A 20,252-nucleotide genomic window follows, 5' to 3' on the forward strand; every position below is an offset into this window, starting at 1 on the left:
CCCAATTTCATCCAGTTGATGGGTTCCTGTAGGAAGCGGCTGGAAGGGTGATCGGGCACCCCAGAGACATTCCTTCGGAAGGTTCCCCATGTCTGAAACTGCCCGCAAATTCACGCTGCTGCCCATGCTCGGCCATACCAAGGGCAAGCGCAGCCCTGTCACCTGTGCGCTCAAGTGCGACAACGCCTGCGCCGGCGACGTCTGCAACACCAGCTCCAACAGCTACTTCCGCAACATCGCCTCAACGACATTGTCCCGCCGCGCCGCCCTGGGCCTGGGCGCCGCCGGGGCCCTCGCCGTCGCCCTCGGTTCCAAGGTGACCTCCGCCGAACCTGCCTCCGCCGCAGGGCTGTCCAAGGCCGCCAAGGAAGGCTTCGGCAAGTCCAAGCTGCAGTTCACCGCCATCAAGCCGGTGGACAAGGCCGTCGACGCTTTCACGGTTCCGGAGGGCTTCACGTGGCAGCCCCTCATCCGCTGGGGTGACCCGCTGTTCAGCGATTCCCCCGAGTTCGACCTGAACAACCAGAGCGCGGCAGCCCAGGCCCGCCAGTTCGGCTACAACAACGACTACACGGACATCGTCGAAATTCCGGGCAGCAAGGGCCGCCGCGCCGTGCTGTTCACCAACCACGAGTACACCAACGAAAACATCATGGTCCCCGCCGGCTACGACGCTGCGGAAACCCGGGCCATCGGACGCGCCGCCCATGGCCTGGCCGTGGTGGAACTGGAGCGCCAAAACACCACCAAGCCGTGGAGCTACGTGAAGGGCGCGCCGCTGAACCGCCGCTACCTCTCCGACACCACCTACGAACTGACCGGCCCTGTTGCCGGCTCCGCCCTGGTCAAGACCGTGGCCGACCCCTCCGGCCGCGCCATCAAGGGCACGTTTGGCAACTGCTCCGGCGGCACAACCCCCTGGGGCACCATCCTCTCCGGCGAGGAAAACTTCAACGGCTACTTCATCGCAGGCGGCACCTCCACCAGCGACAAGCGTTACGGCCTCACCGCGAAGCCCACCGCACGCCAGTGGGAACTCGACGATGCCCGCTTCGACACCCGCAACCCCGGCTACGAGAACGAGACAAACCGCTTCGGCTGGGTCGTGGAGGTGGACCCGTTCGACCCCACCTCCACCCCCAAGAAGCGCTCCGCGATGGGCCGCTTCAAGCACGAGGGCGCCAACGTGATCGTGGCCGAATCCGGTCACGTGGTGGCCTACATGGGCGACGACGAGAAGTTCGACTACCTCTACAAGTTCGTCTCGGCGGGCAAGTACGTTGAGGGCGACCGCAGCAACAACGTGGACCTCCTGTCCGAGGGCGACCTCTACGTGGCCAAGTTCACCGGCAACTCACCCGCCGCGGAGATCACTGGCACTGGAGCGCTTCCTTCCGACGGCGCGTTCGACGGCACCGGCGAATGGCTTCCCCTGGTGGTGGGCGGCGTCTCGAAGGTGCCCGGCATGTCCGTGGAGGAGGTCCTGGTGTACACCCGACTCGCCGCTGACAAGGTGGGCCCCACCAAGATGGACCGCTGCGAGGACGTCCAGCCCAGCCTGCACACCGGCAAGGTTTACGTGGTCTGCACCAACAACTCGGACCGCGGCACCGGCACCAAGGAAGGCGCCACCGAGGTCAACCCGCGCACGCAGAACCGGGACGGCCACATCGTGGAAATCACCGAAACCGGCGGCCAGGCCTCCACCAGGTTCAACTGGACACTCCTGATGGTCTGCGGCGATCCGGCGCAGGGCGACGCCACCTACTTCTCCGGCTACCCCGCGGACAAGGTCTCGCCCATTTCCTGCCCGGACAACGTGGCCTTCGACTCCGTTGGCAACCTCTGGATCTCCACCGACGGCGCCCCCTCCGGTATCGGCTACAACGATGGCCTCTTCAAGGTCACCCTGGACGGAGCTGAGCGCGGCAAGGTGGAACAGTTCCTCTCCGTTCCGCGTGACGCCGAAACCTGCGGCCCAGTCATCCACGACGACGAGCGTACCGTGTTCGTCTCCGTGCAGCACCCGGGCGAGGAAGGCACCTTCGAGGCGCCGCACTCGTTCTTCCCGGACTACGTCCCGGCAGGTACGACGCCGGCCCCCGGCCGGGTGCGCGCGCCCCGTCCCGCAGTGGTCCAGGTGTTCCGCGGCTAACCTCTCCGACGCCCGCTCACCTTTGACGGGTTTTTCTGAAACGCCCGCTCACCTCCCTTCCATCCGGGCGGGATAGGTGAGCGGGCGTTCGTCTTCAGCTGCGATAAGTGAGCGGGCGTGTGGGGATTGGCTGTCATAGGTGAGCGGGCGTTGGAGGGTGGCAGACTGGATTGGTGACTTCGTTGAACGAACCGACCCCGGACAGCCCCCAGTTGAGCATTCCCGACGCCCCGGACGATGAGTTGAGCGCGCTGGCTGCCGCGCGGATCGCCGTCGATGTCCTGCTCGACGGCGGCGTGCAGCACGTGGTGGTGTCGCCCGGTTCGCGGTCTGCGCCCATGGCGTACGCCCTCGCGGAGGCCTCCGCCGCGGGACGGGTGGACCTGCTGGTCCGGATCGACGAGCGCGCCGCGGGCTTCACCGCACTGGGCCTGGCCCTGTCCACCGGATCGCCCGCCGCCGTCCTCACCACCTCCGGGACCGCGGTCGGGAATCTGATGCCCGCGGTGATGGAGGCCAACCATGCCGCCGTCCCGCTGATCGTCCTGTCGGCGGACCGGCCGGACGAGCTGCGCGGGACTGGTGCCAACCAGACCACCGTGCAGCCGGACCTCTTTGGCGAGCAGGTGCGGTTCGCTGCCGACGTTCCCGCCGGAAGCAGCCCGGAGCGGGCCATCCAGACCGGGCTCTCCGCGGCTACCGGTGCGTTTCCTGATTTCCCGCCCGGCCCTGTCCAGCTCAACCTCGCGTTCCGCGACCCCCTGGTTCCGGCTCCCCACGAGGGGCTGCCCGAACTGGTGGAGCGGCAGCGCTACCGGGTGGGTACCGAGCCGCTGGTCATGAACCTGCCCCCGGCGCCGGGGACCCTGCCGGAGCGGCGCACTGTGGTGCTGGCAGGGCACGACGCCGGCCCGGTCGCCGAGGCGTTGGCCCGCGCCCACAACCTGCCGCTGCTCGCCGAACCTTCATCCAACTCCCGCTTCGGTCCCAACGCCGTGGGCCCGTACCGGCTGCTGCTGGAGCATTTCAGGGCTGGTTCGGTGCAACCTATCGAACGCGTGGTGTTGTTCGGCCGGCCCACGTTGTCCCGTCCGGTGGCCGCGCTCCTGGCCAGTGCCGACGTCGAGTCGGCCCTGTACCAGCCGGTTCCGGTTGCTTGGTACGAGCCGGGGCGCCGCACCGAGCTGCCGCTGGAAAACCTCGGGGACCTGGCTGATTTCGCCGGCCGCGGCGGCTCCGCCTGGCTGGACACCTGGCTGCTCGCCGGCTCGGCCGCACAGCACGCCCTGGACCAGGTGGTGTCTGCCGAGGCGGCCGCCACCGGCCCTTCCGTAGCCTCCCTGGTATGGCGGCACTCGCGCGGCCAGCTGCTGCTCGGATCCTCCAACGGCATCCGCGACGTTGACCTCGCCGGACTTCCCGCCGCCGATCCAGCTGCCACCGTGTACGCCAACCGCGGCCTGGCAGGCATCGACGGCACCATCTCCACTGCCACCGGCATCGCCCTGGGGGGCCGGCAGGAGACCACGGTCCTGCTGGGTGACGTGACCTTCCTGCACGACGCCGGCGGCCTGTTGCTCGGCACCGGTGAGGAACAGCCGGACCTGCGGATCGTGGTCCTGAATGATTCAGGGGGCGCTATCTTCGGCCTCCTGGAGCACGGGGGAGTGGAGGAGGGCGGCCGCTACGGAGACGCCGTCGAACGTCTCTTCGCCACCCCGCACTCCGTGGACATCGCGGCACTCGCCGCAGCGTACGGCGTCGGACATTTCCACGTCAGTACGACGGCGGGACTCGCCGAAGCGCTCGCCCAGCCTGTGCAGGGGCGCACCATCGTGGAGGTCCGCACGGACCGCCGATCGCTGCGGCAGTTGCATGCCCGGATCAAGGAAGCTGTGTCCGCAGCCGTTGAGGGTGTGCTGGCCGGGCAGTAAGGGGCCCGCCCCCGCCACCTGTGCCGGTCCTCGACACGCAAATTCCCTGGCGCCACCGGAATAACGGCAGCGCCAGGGAATTTGAGCGTCGAAAGCAGAGCTTCTCAGAGCACGCGGCTCAGGAATTCCTTCGTTCGCGCATGCTGGGGGTTGGCAATGATCTCCCGGGGGTCACCGGACTCCACCACCACGCCGCCGTCCATGAAGGTGAGGGTGTCGCCCACTTCGCGGGCGAAGCCGATCTCGTGGGTCACCACGATCATGGTCATGCCGGACTTTGCCAGGTCCTTCATGACGTTCAGGACATCGCCCACCAGCTCCGGGTCCAGGGCTGAGGTGGGCTCGTCGAAGAGCATGAGCTCCGGCTCCATGGCCAGCGCACGGGCAATGGCCACGCGCTGCTGCTGGCCGCCGGAGAGCTGGGACGGGTAGTGGCCGGCACGGTCGCCGAGGCCCACCCGGTCCAGCAGCTCCAGCGCCCGTTTTTGGGCGGCAGCCTTGGATTGGCCCTTCACATGCACGGGCGCCTCCATAACGTTCTGGAGTGCCGTCTTGTGCGGAAAGAGGTTGAAGCGCTGGAACACCATGCCGATTTCACGGCGCTGGGCTGCGATTTCCTTGGTCTTGAGGTCGTGCAGCCTGCCGTTGACCTCACGGTAGCCGATCAACTGGCCGCCCACGGAGATCCGCCCGGCACTGATGCTCTCCAGGAGGTTCACGCAGCGCAGCATGGTGGACTTGCCGGACCCCGAAGGCCCAATCACCACCGATACCTCGCCCTGGTTTACGGTCATGTCGATGCCCCGCAGGACATGGTGCTGCCCGTAGTACTTGTGGAGCCCCTCGATCTTGACCAGCGGCTTTTCTGCTGTGATCGTCATCGTGCACTCTCCTCGGGGAAGTCCGTCTTCATTGACCGCTGGGCGTCAGCGCCGGCGCCGGCAGCCTTGGCGGCGGCCGGGTTGATGGCTGCCGGGGCCAGGTTGTCCACGCCCTTGCCGTAATAGGCCTCGATGAAGTGCTGGCCAACCATCAGGATGCTGGTGATCACGAGGTACCAGATGGCTGCCACAATCAGCAACGGGACCGGAAGGTAGGTCCGGTTTGCGAGGGCGTTGGTGGCGAACGTGAGGTCCAGGGTGAAGGGAACTGCCAGGACCAGCGAGGTGGTCTTCAGCATGCCGATGGTCTCGTTGCCGGTAGGCGGAACAATGATCCGCATGGCCTGCGGCAGGATGATCCGCCACATGATCTTGCCCTTGGCCATGCCCAGGGCCTCGGCCGCTTCCTGCTGGCCCCGGTCCACGGACTTGAGGCCTGCGCGGAAAATTTCCGCCAGGTAGGCGGACTCGTTGAGGCCCAGTCCGAGGATCGCAGCGACGGTCGCATTGACGACGCTGGAAGTATCGAGACTGAAGAGTTCGGGTCCAAACGGCACGCCGGCACTGATTTTCGGGTACAGAACCGCGATCAGGCCCCAGAACACCAACTGCGTGTACACGGGGGTGCCGCGGAAGAACCACACCCATACCCAGCTGGACCAGCGGAATATCGGGTTGTCAGACTGGCGCATGAAAGCCAGCAGGATGGCCAGGACGATAGCCAAAACCATCGACGCCACCGTCAGCAGGAGCGTCCAGCCCACACCCTGGACGACTTTCACGTCCAGGATGTAGGTCCCCACGATGTCCCAACGGAAGTTGGGATTGGTGAACAGGCTCTGCAGGAAGACCGCCACGAAGGCGAGGATGATGATGGCGCTGATCCACCGGCCCGGGTGGCGAACCGGCACTGACTTGTTCAGTACCGGCTCGTCCCGGTGTTGATCGTGTTCCATGTGCACGCCTGACTTGTCGTCGGTAACGCGAAAACTCAAGACTTAACCGCCGGGTTGACCTCGGACTTGGTGATGGCGCCCTCGGAGTTGCCCCAGCCTTCCAGGATCTTCTTGTAGGAGCCGTCCGCCATCAGCTTGGTGACGGTCTTCTGGATGACGTCGGCCCAGGCGGTGTCCGCCTTGGCCACCGCGATGCCCTGCGGGGCGGAGTCGTAGACGTCGCCCAGCTTCTCCAGCTGGCCGTTGGTCTGGGTCAGGGCGTAGCCGATGATGGGTGAGTCTGCTGCCATGGCGTCGATGCTGCCGTTCACCAGGCGGGTGGTGACATCCGTCTGGTTCTTCAGCGTGACGATGTCGATGGGCTTCTTGCCGTCAGCTGCGCACTTCTTGTTGCGGTCGGCCAGGTCCGGGTCCTCCTGGACGGTGCCGGTCTGCACGCCGATGGACTTGCCGCACACGTCATCCAGCGAGAACTTGTTGGGGTTGCCCTTCTTGACGGCCCAGGCGGTGCCTGCGTTGAAGTAGCTGACCATGTTCACGGCGCCCAGGCGCTCCGGGTTGATGGTGAACGAGGAGATGCCCAGATCGTACTTGGGGCCGAGGGCCGGGAGGATGCCGGTGAACTCCGCGGTCTGGACCTGCACCTTGAGGCCGAGGGTGGCGCCGATGGCCTTGGCGATGTCCACGTCGTAGCCGACGGGCGTCTGGCCATCCGGACCGAGGAATTCGGCTGGGGCGTAGCTGGTGTCGGAGCCCACCGTGATAGTGCCCTTGGACTTGATGGCGTCCGGGACCATGGCGGCCAGGGCGTCGTCCTTCTTGACGGTGCTGGGATCAAAGCTGGCGCTGGCGCTGCCCGAGGAGGTAGCCGCGCTGGAGGGACCCGTTTCCGAGGCGTTGGTGCATGCTGAGAGGGCCAGGGCGCTGATGGCGATCATGGTGGCGGCAGCGGTCAGCTTGGAAGTGCCCAGGAGGGTACGGGGAGTCTGCATTTCTTACCTTTTGTTGCAGGGGCTATGAGGTACTAACGCGGCTTATAGTGTAACGCTCAACAAGAGAGGTACGTCACACGCAACTAAGTTTCACTATTGGATAACTGTAACGGGGGTAAAATCAAGCCTTCCTGAGCAGGAGCCGTCTGTCATCCCAGACTCACTGTCACTGGACGTCAGCTGTTGATGCCCAGGGACTCCAGCATCGGCCGAAATTTAGCCCACGTCTCCGCCAGCTCCGCTTCAGGCTGCGAACCGTCCACTATGCCGCAGCCGGCATAAAGCCGCACGGTTTCCGGGGATTCAATGACAGCCCCGCGCAGGGCGATACCCCACTCTCCGTTTCCGGCCGCATCCAGCCAGCCCACCGGCCCGGCGTATGGTCCGCGGTCCAGGTGCTCCAGCTTGCGGATCAGTTCGCCCGCCACCAGCGTGGGTGTGCCGCACACGGCAGCGGTGGGGTGCAGGGCGTTGATCAGGGCCAGGCACGTGGGCACATGGCCCTCCACCTCGCTGAGTTCAGCCTTGACATCCGAGGCCAGGTGCCACACGTTGGGCAGCTCCAGGATGAAGGGCTCGTCGTGGGCATTCATTGCCTGGGAAAACGGTGCCAGCTGCCTGGTCAGCGACTGGATGGCGATCTCATGCTCATGCCGCTGCTTGTCGGACCCTGCCAGCACGCGTGTGGCGTATTCCATGGGCGTGCCGTCCTCGCCATGCGCGTCGCGCCGGTCCAGGGTGCCTGCCAGTACGCGGGCCTGGGCGGTGCGGCCCTCCACCTGGATCAGCATCTCGGGCGTGGCCCCCACCAGCCCGTCCACGCCGTAGGTCCAGCATTCGCGGTACCGCGCGGAAAGCTCGCGCAGCACGTCAGCAGCATGTACGCCGGAAGGAATAGTCGCCACCACATCGCGCGCCAGCACCAGCTTTTCCAGCGCGCCCGTCCGGATCTCGGCAACGCCGGCGGCCACGGCGTCCATCCAGGCTTCCTCGCTGAGGGAGCCGGTGTGCAGCGTTGCGCCGGCTGCCAGGGGGAGGGGACGTACGACGGCGCTGCCTCCTGCGCCGGGCACCTCACCCGGGGAAGCGTCCCCGGCGAAGTCGGCTGCCGCCGTCGTGCTTTCCGAAGCAGGGGTGCCTGAAGAAGCACTGCCCAGCCAGCGGCCCAGCGCGGCGAGGGCCGTCTCTTCGGTGAGCAGGCCGTCGTCGAACGTCAACTGGGTGAGCCATGCCTGGTTGTCCCGCACGCCCACCACGATTTCCGGCACAATCAGCCGGGATTCGTAAATCGACGTCTTGGAAAAAGCAAAGGAGCCGAAGGCCACGGGGCCGGTGCCGGGCAGCTGAACAGCATCGGCAACGTCCGCTTCCAGGACCAGGTGCCGCCACCAGATGTCGGCCTCCAGGAACCGGTCCGGCCCGGTGGCGGTGAAGCGCGCGATCTCGCCGAAGCCTGCCAGGCCGGCCTCGCGGCGGGTCCAGCAAAGGACGTCGTCCCGGACCAGAAACGAAGGCAGCCCCCCGGGGAACGCTTTGCCATCCAGGGGGACTGTCAGGGTGCGGAACGTGCTCGTCATGATGAGACAACACTACTCCCGCGTAGACCTGCGCCTTCCCTGCGCCCGGCACGGCGAGGGGGTGAAACAAGGCTGGTCCTGACCGTCACCAACATTTGAGACAATGTCATGGTGAACCGAGCATCCTTGGATAAGCGTCCGGACGAAGTAGCCACGATGTTTGACGACGTCGCACCGAAATACGACGTCGTCAACGATGTCCTCTCCATGGGGCAGACCCGCCGCTGGCGGAAGATCGTAGTGGACGCCATGGAGGTCTCCAAGGGCCAGCGCGTCCTGGACCTCGCGGCCGGAACCGGCACCTCCAGCGAGCCATATGCTGACGCCGGCATAGAGGTGGTGGCCTGCGACTTCTCCCTGGGCATGCTGAAGGTGGGCAAGCGCCGCCGCCCGGACATCAACTTCGTGGCCGGGGACGCCACCAACCTGCCGTTCGCCGACAACACCTTCGACGCTTCCACCATCTCCTTTGGGCTGCGGAACGTGAACGAGCCCAAAAAGGCCCTGCAGGAGATGCTGCGCGTCACCAAGCCCGGCGGCCGCCTGGTCATCGCCGAGTTCTCGCAGCCGGTGGTTCCGCTGTGGCGCACCATGTACACCGAATACCTGATGCGGGCCCTGCCGGCCATCGCCGTCAAGGTCGCCTCCAACCCGGACGCCTACGTGTACCTTGCCGAGTCCATCCGCGCCTGGCCGGACCAGGACCACCTGGCCGCCTGGCTGCAGGAGAGCGGCTGGGAGAAAGTCAGCTACCGCAACCTCACCGGTGGCATCGTTGCGGTCCACCGCGCGTTCAAACCCGCCGATTCCGCGCCCGACGCCGCAGCTGCCGCCATCGCCGCGCACAAGGGCCCGGTGGCCAAGCTGCGCCGCAACATCGTCCGCTGACCTGTGAAGGTACTGATTGTCGGCGCGGGTCCGGCCGGATCCACCGCCGCGTACTACCTCGCCAGGGCAGGCCTCGATGTAACGGTCCTGGAAAAGACGGCGTTTCCCCGCGAGAAGGTCTGCGGTGATGGTCTGACGCCCCGCGCCGTCCGCGAGATCCAGAAGCTGGGCCTGCAGCACCCTGAGAATGACGGGTGGCGCCGGAACAAGGGCCTGCGCCTCATTGCGGGCGGCCGCACCATCGAACTGCCCTGGCCCGAGGTGTCCGATTTCCCGCAGTACGGGCTGATCCGCACCCGCCTGGGCTTCGACGAGGAGCTGGCGCGGCACGCAGAGTCAGCCGGCGCCGCGATCCTCGAGCGACACAGCGTCACCGAGGCCCTGACGAACGACGACGGCCGCGTGACCGGGGTGCGCGCCGCGCTCCTTGACGAGTCCGGACGCAAGACGGGCGACACGCGCGACTTTCCTGCCGACGTCGTCCTCGCCGCTGACGGAAACTCCACACGCACGTCCGTGTCCCTCGGGATCCAGAAGCGCGACGACCGCCCGCTGGGCGTGGCCGTCCGCACCTACTTCACCTCGCCGCGCACCGACGATGACTGGATGGAAGGCTGGCTGGAGCTTCCGGGTCGCGACGGCAAGCTGCTGCCCGGCTACGGCTGGGTGTTCGGCGTGGGCGACGGCACGTCCAACGTGGGCCTGGGCATCCTGAACTCTTCCAAGGACTTCGGCAAGCTCGACTATAAACAGGTCCTGCGCGAATGGACCGCCGGCATGCCCGCAGACTGGGGCTTCACGCCGGAGAACCAGGTGGGAGAAATCCGCGGCGCCGCCCTGCCCATGGGCTTTAACCGCACCCCGCACTACTCGCCCGGCCTGCTCCTGCTGGGAGACGCCGGCGGCATGGTCTCGCCCTTCAACGGCGAGGGCATCTCCTACGCCATGGAGTCTGCGCGGTTCGCGGCCGAGTTCATCATCGATGCCTCCTCACGCTCGCTGGCGGCGGGCGGGACGTACGACGCCGATGCGCACCTCTCGCGGTACGCGGACTATGTGCGGGACCAGTGGGGATCGCACTTCACGCTGGGGCGGGCATTTGCCGCGCTGATCGGGAAGCCGGCCGCCATGAAGCTCGCACTGCGCACCGGCATGCCCGTTCCGGTGCTGATGCGGTTCGTGGTCCGGCTCCTCGCCAACCTGACCGATCCGTCCGCCAAGGGCATCGAGGACCGGATGATCCGGGTCCTCGAATCACTGGTCCCCGCCACATCCAACACTTCACCAGCATCGAATCAGCGGTATCCGCAACAAAAAGTTAGGGTTAACCCGTGACCAACTCCGCAGACCAAAGCTGGACGCACGCCGGGCACGGCCTGCCGGACTCCGAACCCAGCCTCAACACCACCGCCATCGCCACGGGACTCCAGCTGCCTGCAGGTTTTGCGGCCATCGCGGGGGACGCCGAGCTGGGCCCGGCCATCACCAACAACCTGGCCAAGGTGGAGAAGAAACTTCGCGAAGCCATCGCCAACTCGGATCCCCTGGCTGACGCAACGTCGCGCCACCTGGTGGAAGCCGGCGGGAAGCGCATCCGGCCGCTGCTGACCCTGCTCTGTGCCCACCTCGGTGACGCGTCGCTGCCCGCCGTGGTGCAGGCCGCCGTCGTGGTGGAACTGACGCATCTGGCAACCCTGTACCACGATGACGTCATGGACTCCGCCCCGTTCCGCCGCGGCGCCCCCACTGCGCACGAGGTATGGGGCAACTCCGTAGCCGTCCTGACCGGGGACCTGATCTTTGCCCGGGCGTCCATCCTTGTATCAGAGCTGGGCGGCCGCGCGCTGGGCATCCAGGCGCGCACCTTCGAACGGCTGTGCCTGGGGCAGCTGCACGAGACCGTCGGACCGCGGCCGGACGAGGATCCGGTGGAGCACTACCTCTCCGTAATCGCGGACAAGACGGGCTCGCTGGTGGCTGCGTCCGGCCAGTTTGGGGCCATCTTCTCCGGCGCCGACGAAGCGTACGAAGACGTCCTGGTGGAATACGGCGAGAAGGTGGGCGTAGCCTTCCAGCTCGCGGACGACGTCATCGACGTCACAGGGGTCAAGGTCAAGTCCGGCAAGTCCCCGGGAACCGACCTGCGCGAAGGGGTTCCCACCCTTCCGGTGCTGCTCCTGCGCAAGGCTGCCGCTGATGGTGACCAGTCCGCCGTCGACCTCCTGAAACTGATTGACGGCGATCTGTCCTCCGATGCAGCGTTGGCTGCCGCAGTTGCAGGACTGCGCGAGCACCCTGTCACAGCCGAGTCCTGGGTGGTTGCGCGGCAGTGGGCCAAGGAGGCCATCGAAGCCCTGTCACCGCTGCCCGAGGGCGTGGTCAAGGAGTCGCTGTCCAACTTCGCGCTGGCTGTGGTGGACCGCGCCAGCTGATTTTAGTTAGTTAGGAGCCCGGTACCTCTGGTTGATCCAGCCGTGAGGTGCCGGGCTTTTTCGTTGTCCCTGGCTTAACGGGATAGCCCCGGTTCCCAACAACCGAAGCTGCTGTGAACCGGGGCTATCTCTCCGTTCGCATCAGACCCGCCGGAGGCGTTTAGCGGATCCGTGAATAGCTTATGACAGCTTTGTCACAATGCGCAAGTCCCCTGTTACTGCCACTGTCAAGAAATTTTCAGCATCGCTTTCCCTGGATGTGTTGCTCACGGCCGTTGGCCTTTTTCCACATAGAGACTGTCGTCTGCTCCAAGCGGGGGCTAGGCATAGACACGATGAGGGATGGACATCTGTGACTACCTGGCACGGCACGGGGGAGCAGCCCGGTCCCTGGAGCTGCAAAAAGCGGGGTTCACGCGGACCAAGGTCAGCGAGGCGGTGGCGCTGGGCCTCGTAATGAGAATCAGGCGGGGTGTCTATTCTCTGCCCGGCGACAAGCGTGTTGCGGGGGCTTTGGCGGCCGGTGGGCGGCTCACCTGTTTGTCCGCCGCGCCCGTCTATCAGCTTTGGACTCTCAAGGAGCCCGCCGCCCTGCATATAAGCCGGAGCCATCCCACCGTTACGTTTGGCGTCATCGACCACGGCCGCCCCAAGCATCCGCGGCACCCCTGGCTACCGGCGCTGGGGCTGGCGGATGTTCTTTTGCATGCGCTCCATTGCTTGCCGGAGCTGGAGGCGCTGGTGATGGTGCAGTCGGCGGTTGGCGGCGGAGACGTCTCGCTCGATTTCCTCTACGGGCGCTGCCCGGGCCGCCGCAATGGCCGCGCGCGATCGGTCCTGGATCTGGTGATTTCCCGCGCGGACTCCTTGCTTGAAGTACTCGCAAATGTCCATTTCGCGCGGGCCGGGCTGCGGGTTCGGCGGCATGTCCACATTGCCGGAGTTGGAGAGGTGGATTTCCTGATCGAGGAGTGCCTGGTGGTGGAGACGGATGGCTCAACCCACTTCGAGCCGAAATCCATCAAGCGGGACCAGCGGCGCAACAACCAAAGCACCATTGGGGGCTACCTGGTGCTGCTACTACTATGAGGACGTCATCTACCGCCCGGAGGCCATGGTGGCTGAGGTCCAGGCGGTTCTGCACGTGTGGCGGAGGCCAACGAACAGCAGGCATAGCAACGGAATTGCGTGATTATTGGGCTGTCGAGGCGAGCGCGCCCCTGCAAACCTGGGGGCACGGTTCTGTGGCCTACCCATAAGTGACGCATTTGGGGCGAACCCCCAAGAAGCAGGGAGGTTTACTCTTCCTCTTCTTCCTCGAACGCCCACTCGAACATGTCGAAGACGAACTCGGAGAAGGTGCCTTCCTCGGACTTCCACTGGCCGCGGGCATTGTTGCGGCGGTACACGATGGGGTCCGGCACGCTGAGGTCGCCCACCCGGAAGCCCCAGGTGAACGCTTCCTCTTCGTCCTCGAGGAACATGAGGAAGCCTTCGTCGTCGACTTCGAGCTCCTCGGGGTCCCAGAAGTAGTGGTAGGCCTCCATGAGGTCCTCGCAGCCGCCAAGGGCAAGGTAGAACTCGCGCAGGACCAGGGGAATCTCGAATTGGTGCTCGGCGAGGGCCTTGTCCAGTTCCTCGGGGGTCAGGCCGTCCGCTTCCTGCCATTCATCCTCGAGATACTTTGGAACAAGCGCGCGGAACTTCTCGAGGAACATGTCAGTCATGCTCATATCCTAGCTAATCACCGGGCTCACAAAATGACATGGAAACCAACGTCACAGCCCTGAATCGCTTGCCCGCCGGTGCCAGCCGCGGACGGCGAGCGGCGCCTGCCAGGAGCGCCGCCAGGCCAGGACCCGGAACGTGAAAACCAGTGCCGCGATGCCGGCTGCGGTCAGGACGTTGAACACGCCCAGGACCCACAGGACCGCTGTCAGCGAGGAACCCAGGAATGCCGGCAGCGCGTAGATGGACTTCGGGTTGAACAGTTCGGGGACCTCATTGGCCGTGACGTCCCGGAGCAGGCCGCCGCCCACCGCCGTCGTCACCCCCAGCAGGACCGACGCCACCGGGTTGAGGCCGGTGGCCAGGGCCTTGAGCGTGCCGGTCATGCAGAACAGGGCCAGGCCGGCGGCGTCGAACAGGACCAGCAGCGAGGTGTACCGCTGGACGCTGGAGAACAGGAAGTACACCAGCGCCGTGGCCAGCAGCGGGGGCGCCAGATAGGCGGGATTGGTGAATGCGGCGGGAACGACACCCAGGATGATGTCGCGGATGACGCCGCCGCCGAGGCCCACCAGGGAGGCCAGCAGCAGGGACCCCACAATGTCGATCTGCTTCCGCGCCGCCAGCAGCGAACCCGAGACCGCGAAGAAGAAAACGCCCATCAAATCCAGCCATACCGGAGAGTTGTCAAAGGCGAATGTCATGGGGCGTCCCGGTATTTCAAAGAGGGCGGACAGGGCGGCTCCAACGTTACGCTAGCCCCTATGAACAGCCCCATCATGATCGCCTGTGCCCATGGGACGTCCAACACACAGGGGGCCGCGGAGGTCAACGCCCTGCGCGCCGCCATCGCGGAACTCCGCCCGGGCCTTGACGTCCGGGAAGCCTACGTGGACGTCCAGCAGCCGGACCTGGTGGATGTGGTGGCGGGCCTGCCGGAGGGGGAGTCCGCCGTCGTTGTTCCGCTGCTGCTGAGCGTGGGCTACCACGTGAAAGTAGACATCGCCCGGGCGGTGAAGAGCCGGCCGGGCAGTGCAGCCGCTGCGCCGCTCGGCCCAGACCCCCGCCTCGCCGCCCTGCTGGACCAGCGGCTGCGCGAGGCCGGCACCACGGACAATGACGTCGTCGTCCTTGCCGCGGCGGGCTCGTCCAACCCCAAAGCCGCGGTCAGCGTCGAGGAGCTGCTGGGCCAGCTGCAGGCGCTGCGGTCCAACCGGATGGTGGCCGCCTACGGTGCCTCCGCCCAGCCGTCCGTTCCCGACGCCGTCGCCATGCTCCGGGAGGAGCTCGCCGGTGGCGCGGGGGCGGGGGAGTCCGCAGGAGCGGTCGACGTCGGCGGCCGGGTGGTGATTGCCTCGTACCTCCTTGCGCCGGGCTTCTTCCACGACCAGCTGGCCAAGGCGGGTGCCGACGTCGTGACCCGGCCCCTGCTGCCGTCCCCGACTCTCGCGGAGATCGCGCTCGACAGGTACGACGCCGCCGTCGCAACCATGAACGAAGCACCGGCAAAAGCCCCCGCAGAAGCCCCAACTGGCGCAGCGAAGCAGGCTCCCGCCGATGCACAGGAGCGTGGCGCGTTCAAGGCCATCCGGCGTTTCGTGACGAAATATTTCCCTAGGTGACTTAGCGTTTCCGGGCCTTTGTGACGCAATTCGGGGGCGCCCTACAGTCGATGCATGACTGATACAGCTCTAGCCGGAGCGTCCGCGGATGCCGCTGCCGCCAAGCGTCCCGCCCGCACGTCCCGGCCCGCCGCGAAGCCGCACGGTCAGTGGAAGGTGGACGGCAAGACGCCGCTGAACGCCAACGAAACCTGGAAGCAGGAAGACGACGGCCTGAACGTCCGCGAGCGTATCGAGTCCATTTATGCCAAGGAAGGCTTCGACGCCATCCCCAGCCAGGACCTGCACGGCCGGTTCCGCTGGTGGGGCCTGTACACGCAGCGCAAGCAGGGGATCGACGGCGGCAAGACTGCCACCCTGGAGCCGCACGAGCTGGAAGACAAGTACTTCATGCTCCGCGTGAGGATCGACGGCGGCGCGCTCACCACCGAGCAGCTGCGCGTCATCGGCCAGATCTCCGTTGACTTCGCCCGCGATTCAGCGGACGTCACGGACCGCCAGAACATCCAGCTGCACTGGATCGAGGTGGAGAACGTCCCCGAGATCTGGCGCCGGCTGGAAGCCGTTGGCCTGTCCACCACCGAAGCTTGCGGCGACGTTCCGCGCGTGATCCTGGGCTCGCCCGTGGCTGGCATTGCCAAGGACGAAATCATCGACCCCACGCCCCTCATCGAGGAGCTGGGCGAACGGTTCATCGGCAACCCGATCGTGTCCAACCTGCCGCGCAAGTACAAGACCGCCATCACCGGCCACCCCAGCCAGGACGTGGTCCATGAGATCAACGACTTCGGCCTGGTAGGCATGGTCCACCCCGACCTCGGTGCCGGCTACGACTTGTGGGTGGGCGGCGCGCTTGCCACGAACCCGATGCTGGCCAAGCGCCTGGGCGCGTTCGTGAAGCCCGAGCAGGCCGCGGATGTGTGGCTGGGCGTCACCAGCATCTTCCGCGATTACGGCTACCGCCGCATGCGCACCAAGGCCCGCCTGAAGTTCCTCCTGGCCGATTGGGGCCCGGAGAAGTTCCGCCAGATCCTGGAGGACGAATACCTGGGCTACAAGCTGGCCGAGGGCCCCGCCGCGCCCAAGCCCGCCACCCCCGGCGACCACGTGGGCGTGCACGAACAGAAGGACGGCAAGTTCTTCATCGGCGCCACCCCGCTGGGCGGCCGGCTCTCCGGCTCCGGCCTGGTCAAGCTCGCCGACACGCTTGAGGCGCGCGGCTCGTTCCGGCTGCGGACCACCCCGCACCAGAAGATCGTGGTGCTGGACGTCGAAAAGGAGCAGGTGGAGCCGCTCGTCGCCGAGCTGGACGCCCTGGGCCTGTCCGCCCGCCCGTCCGTGTTCCGGCGCGGCACCATCGCCTGCACCGGCATCGAGTACTGCAAGCTGGCCATCGTCGAAACCAAGATGACGGCCGCCACCGCCGTAGCCGAGCTGGAGCGCCGCCTGGCCGACCTCGCGGACTCGGGCCAGCTGCCCGCGGCATTGTCCTTGCACATCAACGGCTGCCCCAACTCCTGCGCCCGCATCCAGACGGCGGACATCGGTCTCAAGGGCATGATGCTTCCAACGCCCGACGGCGATCCCTCCCCGGGTTTCCAGGTCCACCTGGGCGGCGGGCTGGCTTCGAGCGACCGCGAGGAAGCGGGCTTGGGACGCACCGTCCGCGGCCTGAAGGTCTACGTCGACGACCTGCCCGACTACGTGGAGCGCGTGGTCCGCCGGTTCGTGGCCGACCGCGCCGAAGGCCAGACCTTCGCCGAATGGGCCCACGCAGCAGACGAGGAGGCACTGCAGTGAGTAAGCACGCGCTTGGTGTGGATCCGGTGACGGCATCGCCTGCCGCTGCACTCCGTTCCAAGGAAGAGCTCAAGGCCCTGGCCGAGTCCGGCGCCGCCGAGCTGGGCTGGGACGCCCCCACCCGGGACGTCATCGCCTGGGTGGAGCGGAACTTCGACCTGTCCGCTGTCGCCGTCGCCTGCTCCATGGCCGACGCCGTCCTGCCGGCGCTGGTCGCGGACCAGATGCCCGGCGTCGACGTCCTCTTCCTGGAGACCGGCTACCACTTCCCGGAAACCTACGCCACGCGCGACGAGGTGGCAGCGAACCTCCGCGTCAACGTGGTGGACGTGCTTCCCGAGACCACCGTGGAGCAGCAGGACCGGCTGCTGGGCAAGGACCTGTTCGCCCGCGACGCCGCCCAATGCTGTGCCCTCCGCAAGGTGGCTCCGCTGCAGCGCACCCTGGCCGGGTACGAACTCTGGTTCACCGGTGTCCGCCGTGACGAAGCCCCCACCCGCACCAACACCCCGCTGGTCACCTGGGATGACAAGAACGGCCTGGTCAAGGTCAACCCGATGGCCGCCTGGACCTTCGACCAGCTGGTGGAGTACTCCGACGACAACCTCCTGCCCGTCAACCCGCTGCTTTCCCAGGGTTACCCCTCCATTGGCTGCCAGCCCTGCACCCGCAAGGTGGCGCCCGGCGAGGATCCCCGCGCCGGCCGCTGGGCAGGCTCCGACAAGACAGAATGCGGACTTCACGTATGAGCAACTTGAGCACGACGACGGCGGAGTTCGCCTCCGCAGCAGATGCCGCCCCCGCCCCTTCGCCGCGCGGCATCCGTCCTTCGGACGATGCGCGCGGCTCCGACAGCGGCAGCGGCCTTCCCAACGCTCGCAAGCTCGCGTCGGGTCCCTCGGCCGATGCCTTAGATGCCACTCCCTGGGCGGCATCTGCTGCTCCGGCTCTGCAGGCCGGTCGACTGTCCTCTTTGGACACCCTCGAATCCGAGGCCATCCATATCATTCGCGAAGTGGTGGCCGAGTTCGAGAAGCCTGCGTTGCTGTTCTCCGGCGGCAAGGATTCCGTGGTGATGCTGCACCTGGCCACCAAGGCGTTCTGGCCGGGCAAGGTCCCGTTCCCGGTGCTGCACGTTGATACCGGACACAACTTTCCCGAGGTTCTCGACTTCCGCGACCGTACCGTGGAGCGGCTGGGACTGAAGCTCGTGGTGGGCTCCGTGCAGGAGTTCATCGACCGCGGCGAGCTGGCCGAGCGTGCCGACGGCACCCGTAACCCGCTGCAGACCGTCCCGCTGCTGGATGCCATCCAGCGGAACAAGTTCGACGCCGTATTCGGCGGCGGCCGCCGCGACGAGGACAAGGCCCGCGCCAAGGAGCGCATCCTGAGCCTCCGCGACGAGTTCGGCCAGTGGGACCCGCGCAACCAGCGCCCCGAACTGTGGAACCTTTACAACGGCCGCCACACGGTGGGCCAGCACGTCCGCGCGTTCCCCATCAGCAACTGGACCGAGCTGGACATCTGGCGCTACATCGAACGGGAGAACATTGAGCTGCCGGGCCTGTACTACGCCCACGAGCGCCAGGTCTTCGCCCGCGACGGCATGTGGCGCGCGGTGGGCGAAGTCTCCCAGCCCCGGCCTGATGAGGACGTCATCACCAAGACCGTCCGCTACCGCACAGTGGGCGACATGTCCTGCACCGGCGCCGTCGAATCCAACGCCTACACGGTGTCCGACGTGGTGGTTGAAGTCGCTGCCTCCACCCTGACCGAACGTGGCGCCACCCGTGCAGATGACCGCATCTCCGAGGCCGCCATGGAAGACCGCAAGAAGGACGGGTACTTCTAATGACCACCGCAGCAGTTCTCCCGGCGGACCTGGAAACAGCCCTGCCCACCACCCTTTTCCGGTTCGCCACCGCAGGATCGGTCGACGACGGCAAGTCCACTTTGGTGGGCCGCCTCCTCCACGATTCCAAGGCAATCCTGGCTGACCAGCTCGACGCCGTTGCCCGCACCTCGGCCGACCGGGGCTTTGGCGGCGACAAGGGCGGGATCGACCTGGCCCTGCTGACCGACGGCCTGCGCGCCGAGCGTGAACAGGGCATCACCATCGACGTCGCCTACCGCTACTTTGCCACCGACCAGCGCAGCTTCATCCTGGCCGACTGCCCCGGACATGTGCAGTACACCAAGAACACGGTGACGGGCGCGTCCACTGCGGATGCCGTCGTCGTCCTCATTGACGCCCGCAAGGGCGTGCTGGAACAGACGCGCCGGCACCTGTCCGTGCTGCAGCTGCTGCGGGTGGCACACGTGATTGTGGCCGTGAACAAGATCGACCTGGTGGACTTCAGCGAATCCGTGTTCCGTGACATTGAGGCCGAGGTGCAGCAGGTGGGCCGCGAACTGGGCCTGGGCTCGGACGGTATCAGCGACCTGCTGGTGATCCCCGTCTCCGCGCTCGACGGCGACAACGTTGTGGAGCGCTCCGGGCGCACCCCCTGGTACACGGGCCCGGCGCTGCTGGAGGTCCTCGAGACCCTGCCCGCCGCTGATGAACTGGAAAGCCACCTGGAGAGCTTCCGTTTCCCGGTGCAGCTGGTCATCCGGCCGCAGGGCGCCCTGGCACCGGATGCTGTCGCGGCCGGGCTCGACGTGGAAGCGTTCCGCGATTACCGCGCATATGCCGGCCAGATCACCGAAGGCTCCGTGAAGGTGGGGGAGCAGGTTTCCGTATTGACGCCGGGCCAGGCGCCGCGGACCACCACCGTGGCGGGGATCGACTTCGCCGGCGCCTCGCTGGAGGAAGCCGCCGCGCCGCAGTCGGTAGCCATCCGGCTGGCGGACGAATTCGACGTGGCCCGTGGTGACACCATCGCGGCCGCCGGCACCGTCTGTGAAGCCTCCGCCGACCTGTACGCCGCCCTGTGCTGGCTTTCCCCCAAGCCGCTCCGCGAGGGCCAGAAAGTCCTGGTCAAGCACGGCACGCGAACCGTGCAGGCGATGGTCCGCAGCGTCTCCGGCAAGCTGGACCTGGCCACCTTCAAGCTCGAGGGTGCCTCCAGCCTGGAACTCAACGACATCGGCCACGCGCAGCTCCGGCTCGCCGCCCCGCTGCCGCTGGAGAACTACCTGCACCACCGCCGCACCGGCGCCTTCCTGGTGATCGACCCGCTGGACGGCAACACGCTGGCCGCAGGCCTGGTCAAAGACCACCCGGGCGACCACGAGGACGAGCGCTACAGCATCTGATTCGTCACCGAAATCGCTGGAACGCTGCG

At 66.6% G+C, this 20,252-nt stretch carries 17 protein-coding genes; 11 read left to right on the forward strand and 6 right to left on the reverse strand.

What is annotated here, in order from left to right; genetic code table 11:
* Positions 1-88 precede the first annotated feature (88 nt).
* Complete coding sequence (locus J7I84_RS12090; RefSeq protein WP_214944822.1) at positions 89-2,155, forward strand: PhoX family phosphatase; 2,067 nt, start codon at positions 89-91, stop codon at positions 2,153-2,155.
* 173 nt (positions 2,156-2,328) lie between these two features.
* Positions 2,329-4,089: a 2-succinyl-5-enolpyruvyl-6-hydroxy-3-cyclohexene-1-carboxylic-acid synthase gene (gene menD / locus J7I84_RS12095; protein ID WP_396020063.1), complete on the forward strand. Its 1,761-nt coding sequence runs from the start codon at positions 2,329-2,331 to the stop codon at positions 4,087-4,089.
* A 104-nt stretch (positions 4,090-4,193) separates the two neighbouring features.
* Here menD and J7I84_RS12100 read toward each other — a convergent pair whose 3' ends face one another.
* The 4 genes from J7I84_RS12100 to J7I84_RS12115 form a co-directional block, all read right to left on the reverse strand.
* Entirely contained in the window at positions 4,194-4,970 is a 777-nt protein-coding gene (locus tag J7I84_RS12100) for an amino acid ABC transporter ATP-binding protein (RefSeq protein WP_251046533.1), read from the reverse strand.
* Complete coding sequence (locus tag J7I84_RS12105) at positions 4,967-5,926, reverse strand: amino acid ABC transporter permease (RefSeq protein WP_214944824.1); 960 nt, start codon at positions 5,924-5,926, stop codon at positions 4,967-4,969. Before J7I84_RS12105 ends, J7I84_RS12100 begins: the two co-directional genes overlap by 4 nt.
* Before the next feature lie 35 nt (positions 5,927-5,961).
* Positions 5,962-6,918 (reverse strand): ABC transporter substrate-binding protein, encoded by a 957-nt coding sequence (locus tag J7I84_RS12110; RefSeq protein WP_214944825.1) that lies wholly within the window; start codon positions 6,916-6,918, stop codon positions 5,962-5,964.
* 176 nt (positions 6,919-7,094) lie between these two features.
* Positions 7,095-8,495: an isochorismate synthase MenF gene (locus tag J7I84_RS12115; RefSeq protein ID WP_214944826.1), complete on the reverse strand. Its 1,401-nt coding sequence runs from the start codon at positions 8,493-8,495 to the stop codon at positions 7,095-7,097.
* Positions 8,496-8,606: 111 nt separating this feature from the next.
* Here J7I84_RS12115 and J7I84_RS12120 point away from each other — a divergent pair, with 111 nt between their 5' ends.
* The 4 genes from J7I84_RS12120 to J7I84_RS12135 all read left to right on the forward strand — a co-directional run bounded on the left by J7I84_RS12120 (position 8,607) and on the right by J7I84_RS12135 (position 12,904).
* Positions 8,607-9,383 carry a demethylmenaquinone methyltransferase gene (locus tag J7I84_RS12120; protein WP_311381140.1) on the forward strand — a complete coding sequence of 259 codons (777 nt, stop codon included), beginning with the start codon at positions 8,607-8,609 and terminating at the stop codon, positions 9,381-9,383.
* 3 nt (positions 9,384-9,386) lie between these two features.
* Positions 9,387-10,718, forward strand: a complete 1,332-nt coding sequence (locus tag J7I84_RS12125) for a geranylgeranyl reductase family protein (RefSeq protein WP_214944828.1) — start codon at positions 9,387-9,389, stop codon at positions 10,716-10,718.
* Entirely contained in the window at positions 10,715-11,815 is a 1,101-nt protein-coding gene (locus J7I84_RS12130; RefSeq protein ID WP_214944829.1) for a polyprenyl synthetase family protein, read from the forward strand. Before J7I84_RS12125 ends, J7I84_RS12130 begins: the two co-directional genes overlap by 4 nt.
* Before the next feature lie 342 nt (positions 11,816-12,157).
* Positions 12,158-12,904 (forward strand): hypothetical protein, encoded by a 747-nt coding sequence (locus J7I84_RS12135; RefSeq protein WP_251046535.1) that lies wholly within the window; start codon positions 12,158-12,160, stop codon positions 12,902-12,904.
* 209 nt (positions 12,905-13,113) lie between these two features.
* Here J7I84_RS12135 and J7I84_RS12140 read toward each other — a convergent pair whose 3' ends face one another.
* A complete protein-coding gene (locus tag J7I84_RS12140) occupies positions 13,114-13,542 on the reverse strand; it encodes an SMI1/KNR4 family protein (protein ID WP_214944830.1) in 429 nt (142 codons plus the stop codon).
* A 51-nt stretch (positions 13,543-13,593) separates the two neighbouring features.
* Positions 13,594-14,247 carry a trimeric intracellular cation channel family protein gene (locus J7I84_RS12145; protein ID WP_214944831.1) on the reverse strand — a complete coding sequence of 218 codons (654 nt, stop codon included), beginning with the start codon at positions 14,245-14,247 and terminating at the stop codon, positions 13,594-13,596.
* A gap of 60 nt (positions 14,248-14,307) precedes the next feature.
* On the opposite strand from J7I84_RS12145, the gene J7I84_RS12150 reads away from it, so the two are divergent.
* From J7I84_RS12150 to J7I84_RS12170, 5 genes are read left to right on the forward strand one after another with little or no spacing between them, the layout of a single operon-like run.
* The gene (locus tag J7I84_RS12150; RefSeq protein ID WP_214944832.1) at positions 14,308-15,165 is read left to right on the forward strand and encodes a sirohydrochlorin chelatase; all 858 of its coding nucleotides are present in this window, start codon (positions 14,308-14,310) and stop codon (positions 15,163-15,165) included.
* A 54-nt stretch (positions 15,166-15,219) separates the two neighbouring features.
* Positions 15,220-16,965 carry a nitrite/sulfite reductase gene (locus J7I84_RS12155; protein ID WP_251046537.1) on the forward strand — a complete coding sequence of 582 codons (1,746 nt, stop codon included), beginning with the start codon at positions 15,220-15,222 and terminating at the stop codon, positions 16,963-16,965.
* On the forward strand, positions 16,962-17,714 hold the full coding sequence (locus J7I84_RS12160; protein ID WP_396020064.1) for a phosphoadenylyl-sulfate reductase: 753 nt from the start codon (positions 16,962-16,964) through the stop codon (positions 17,712-17,714). Before J7I84_RS12155 ends, J7I84_RS12160 begins: the two co-directional genes overlap by 4 nt.
* Positions 17,711-18,817: a sulfate adenylyltransferase subunit CysD gene (gene cysD / locus J7I84_RS12165; protein ID WP_251046540.1), complete on the forward strand. Its 1,107-nt coding sequence runs from the start codon at positions 17,711-17,713 to the stop codon at positions 18,815-18,817. The genes J7I84_RS12160 and cysD overlap by 4 nt, the downstream gene beginning before the upstream one ends.
* The gene (locus J7I84_RS12170) at positions 18,817-20,223 is read left to right on the forward strand and encodes a sulfate adenylyltransferase subunit 1 (protein WP_214944833.1); all 1,407 of its coding nucleotides are present in this window, start codon (positions 18,817-18,819) and stop codon (positions 20,221-20,223) included. Before cysD ends, J7I84_RS12170 begins: the two co-directional genes overlap by 1 nt.
* The last annotated feature ends 29 nt before the right edge of the window (positions 20,224-20,252 follow it).

The sequence above is a fragment of the Arthrobacter sp. ISL-85 genome, from assembly GCF_018613675.1.
Lineage (GTDB): Bacteria > Actinomycetota > Actinomycetes > Actinomycetales > Micrococcaceae > Arthrobacter.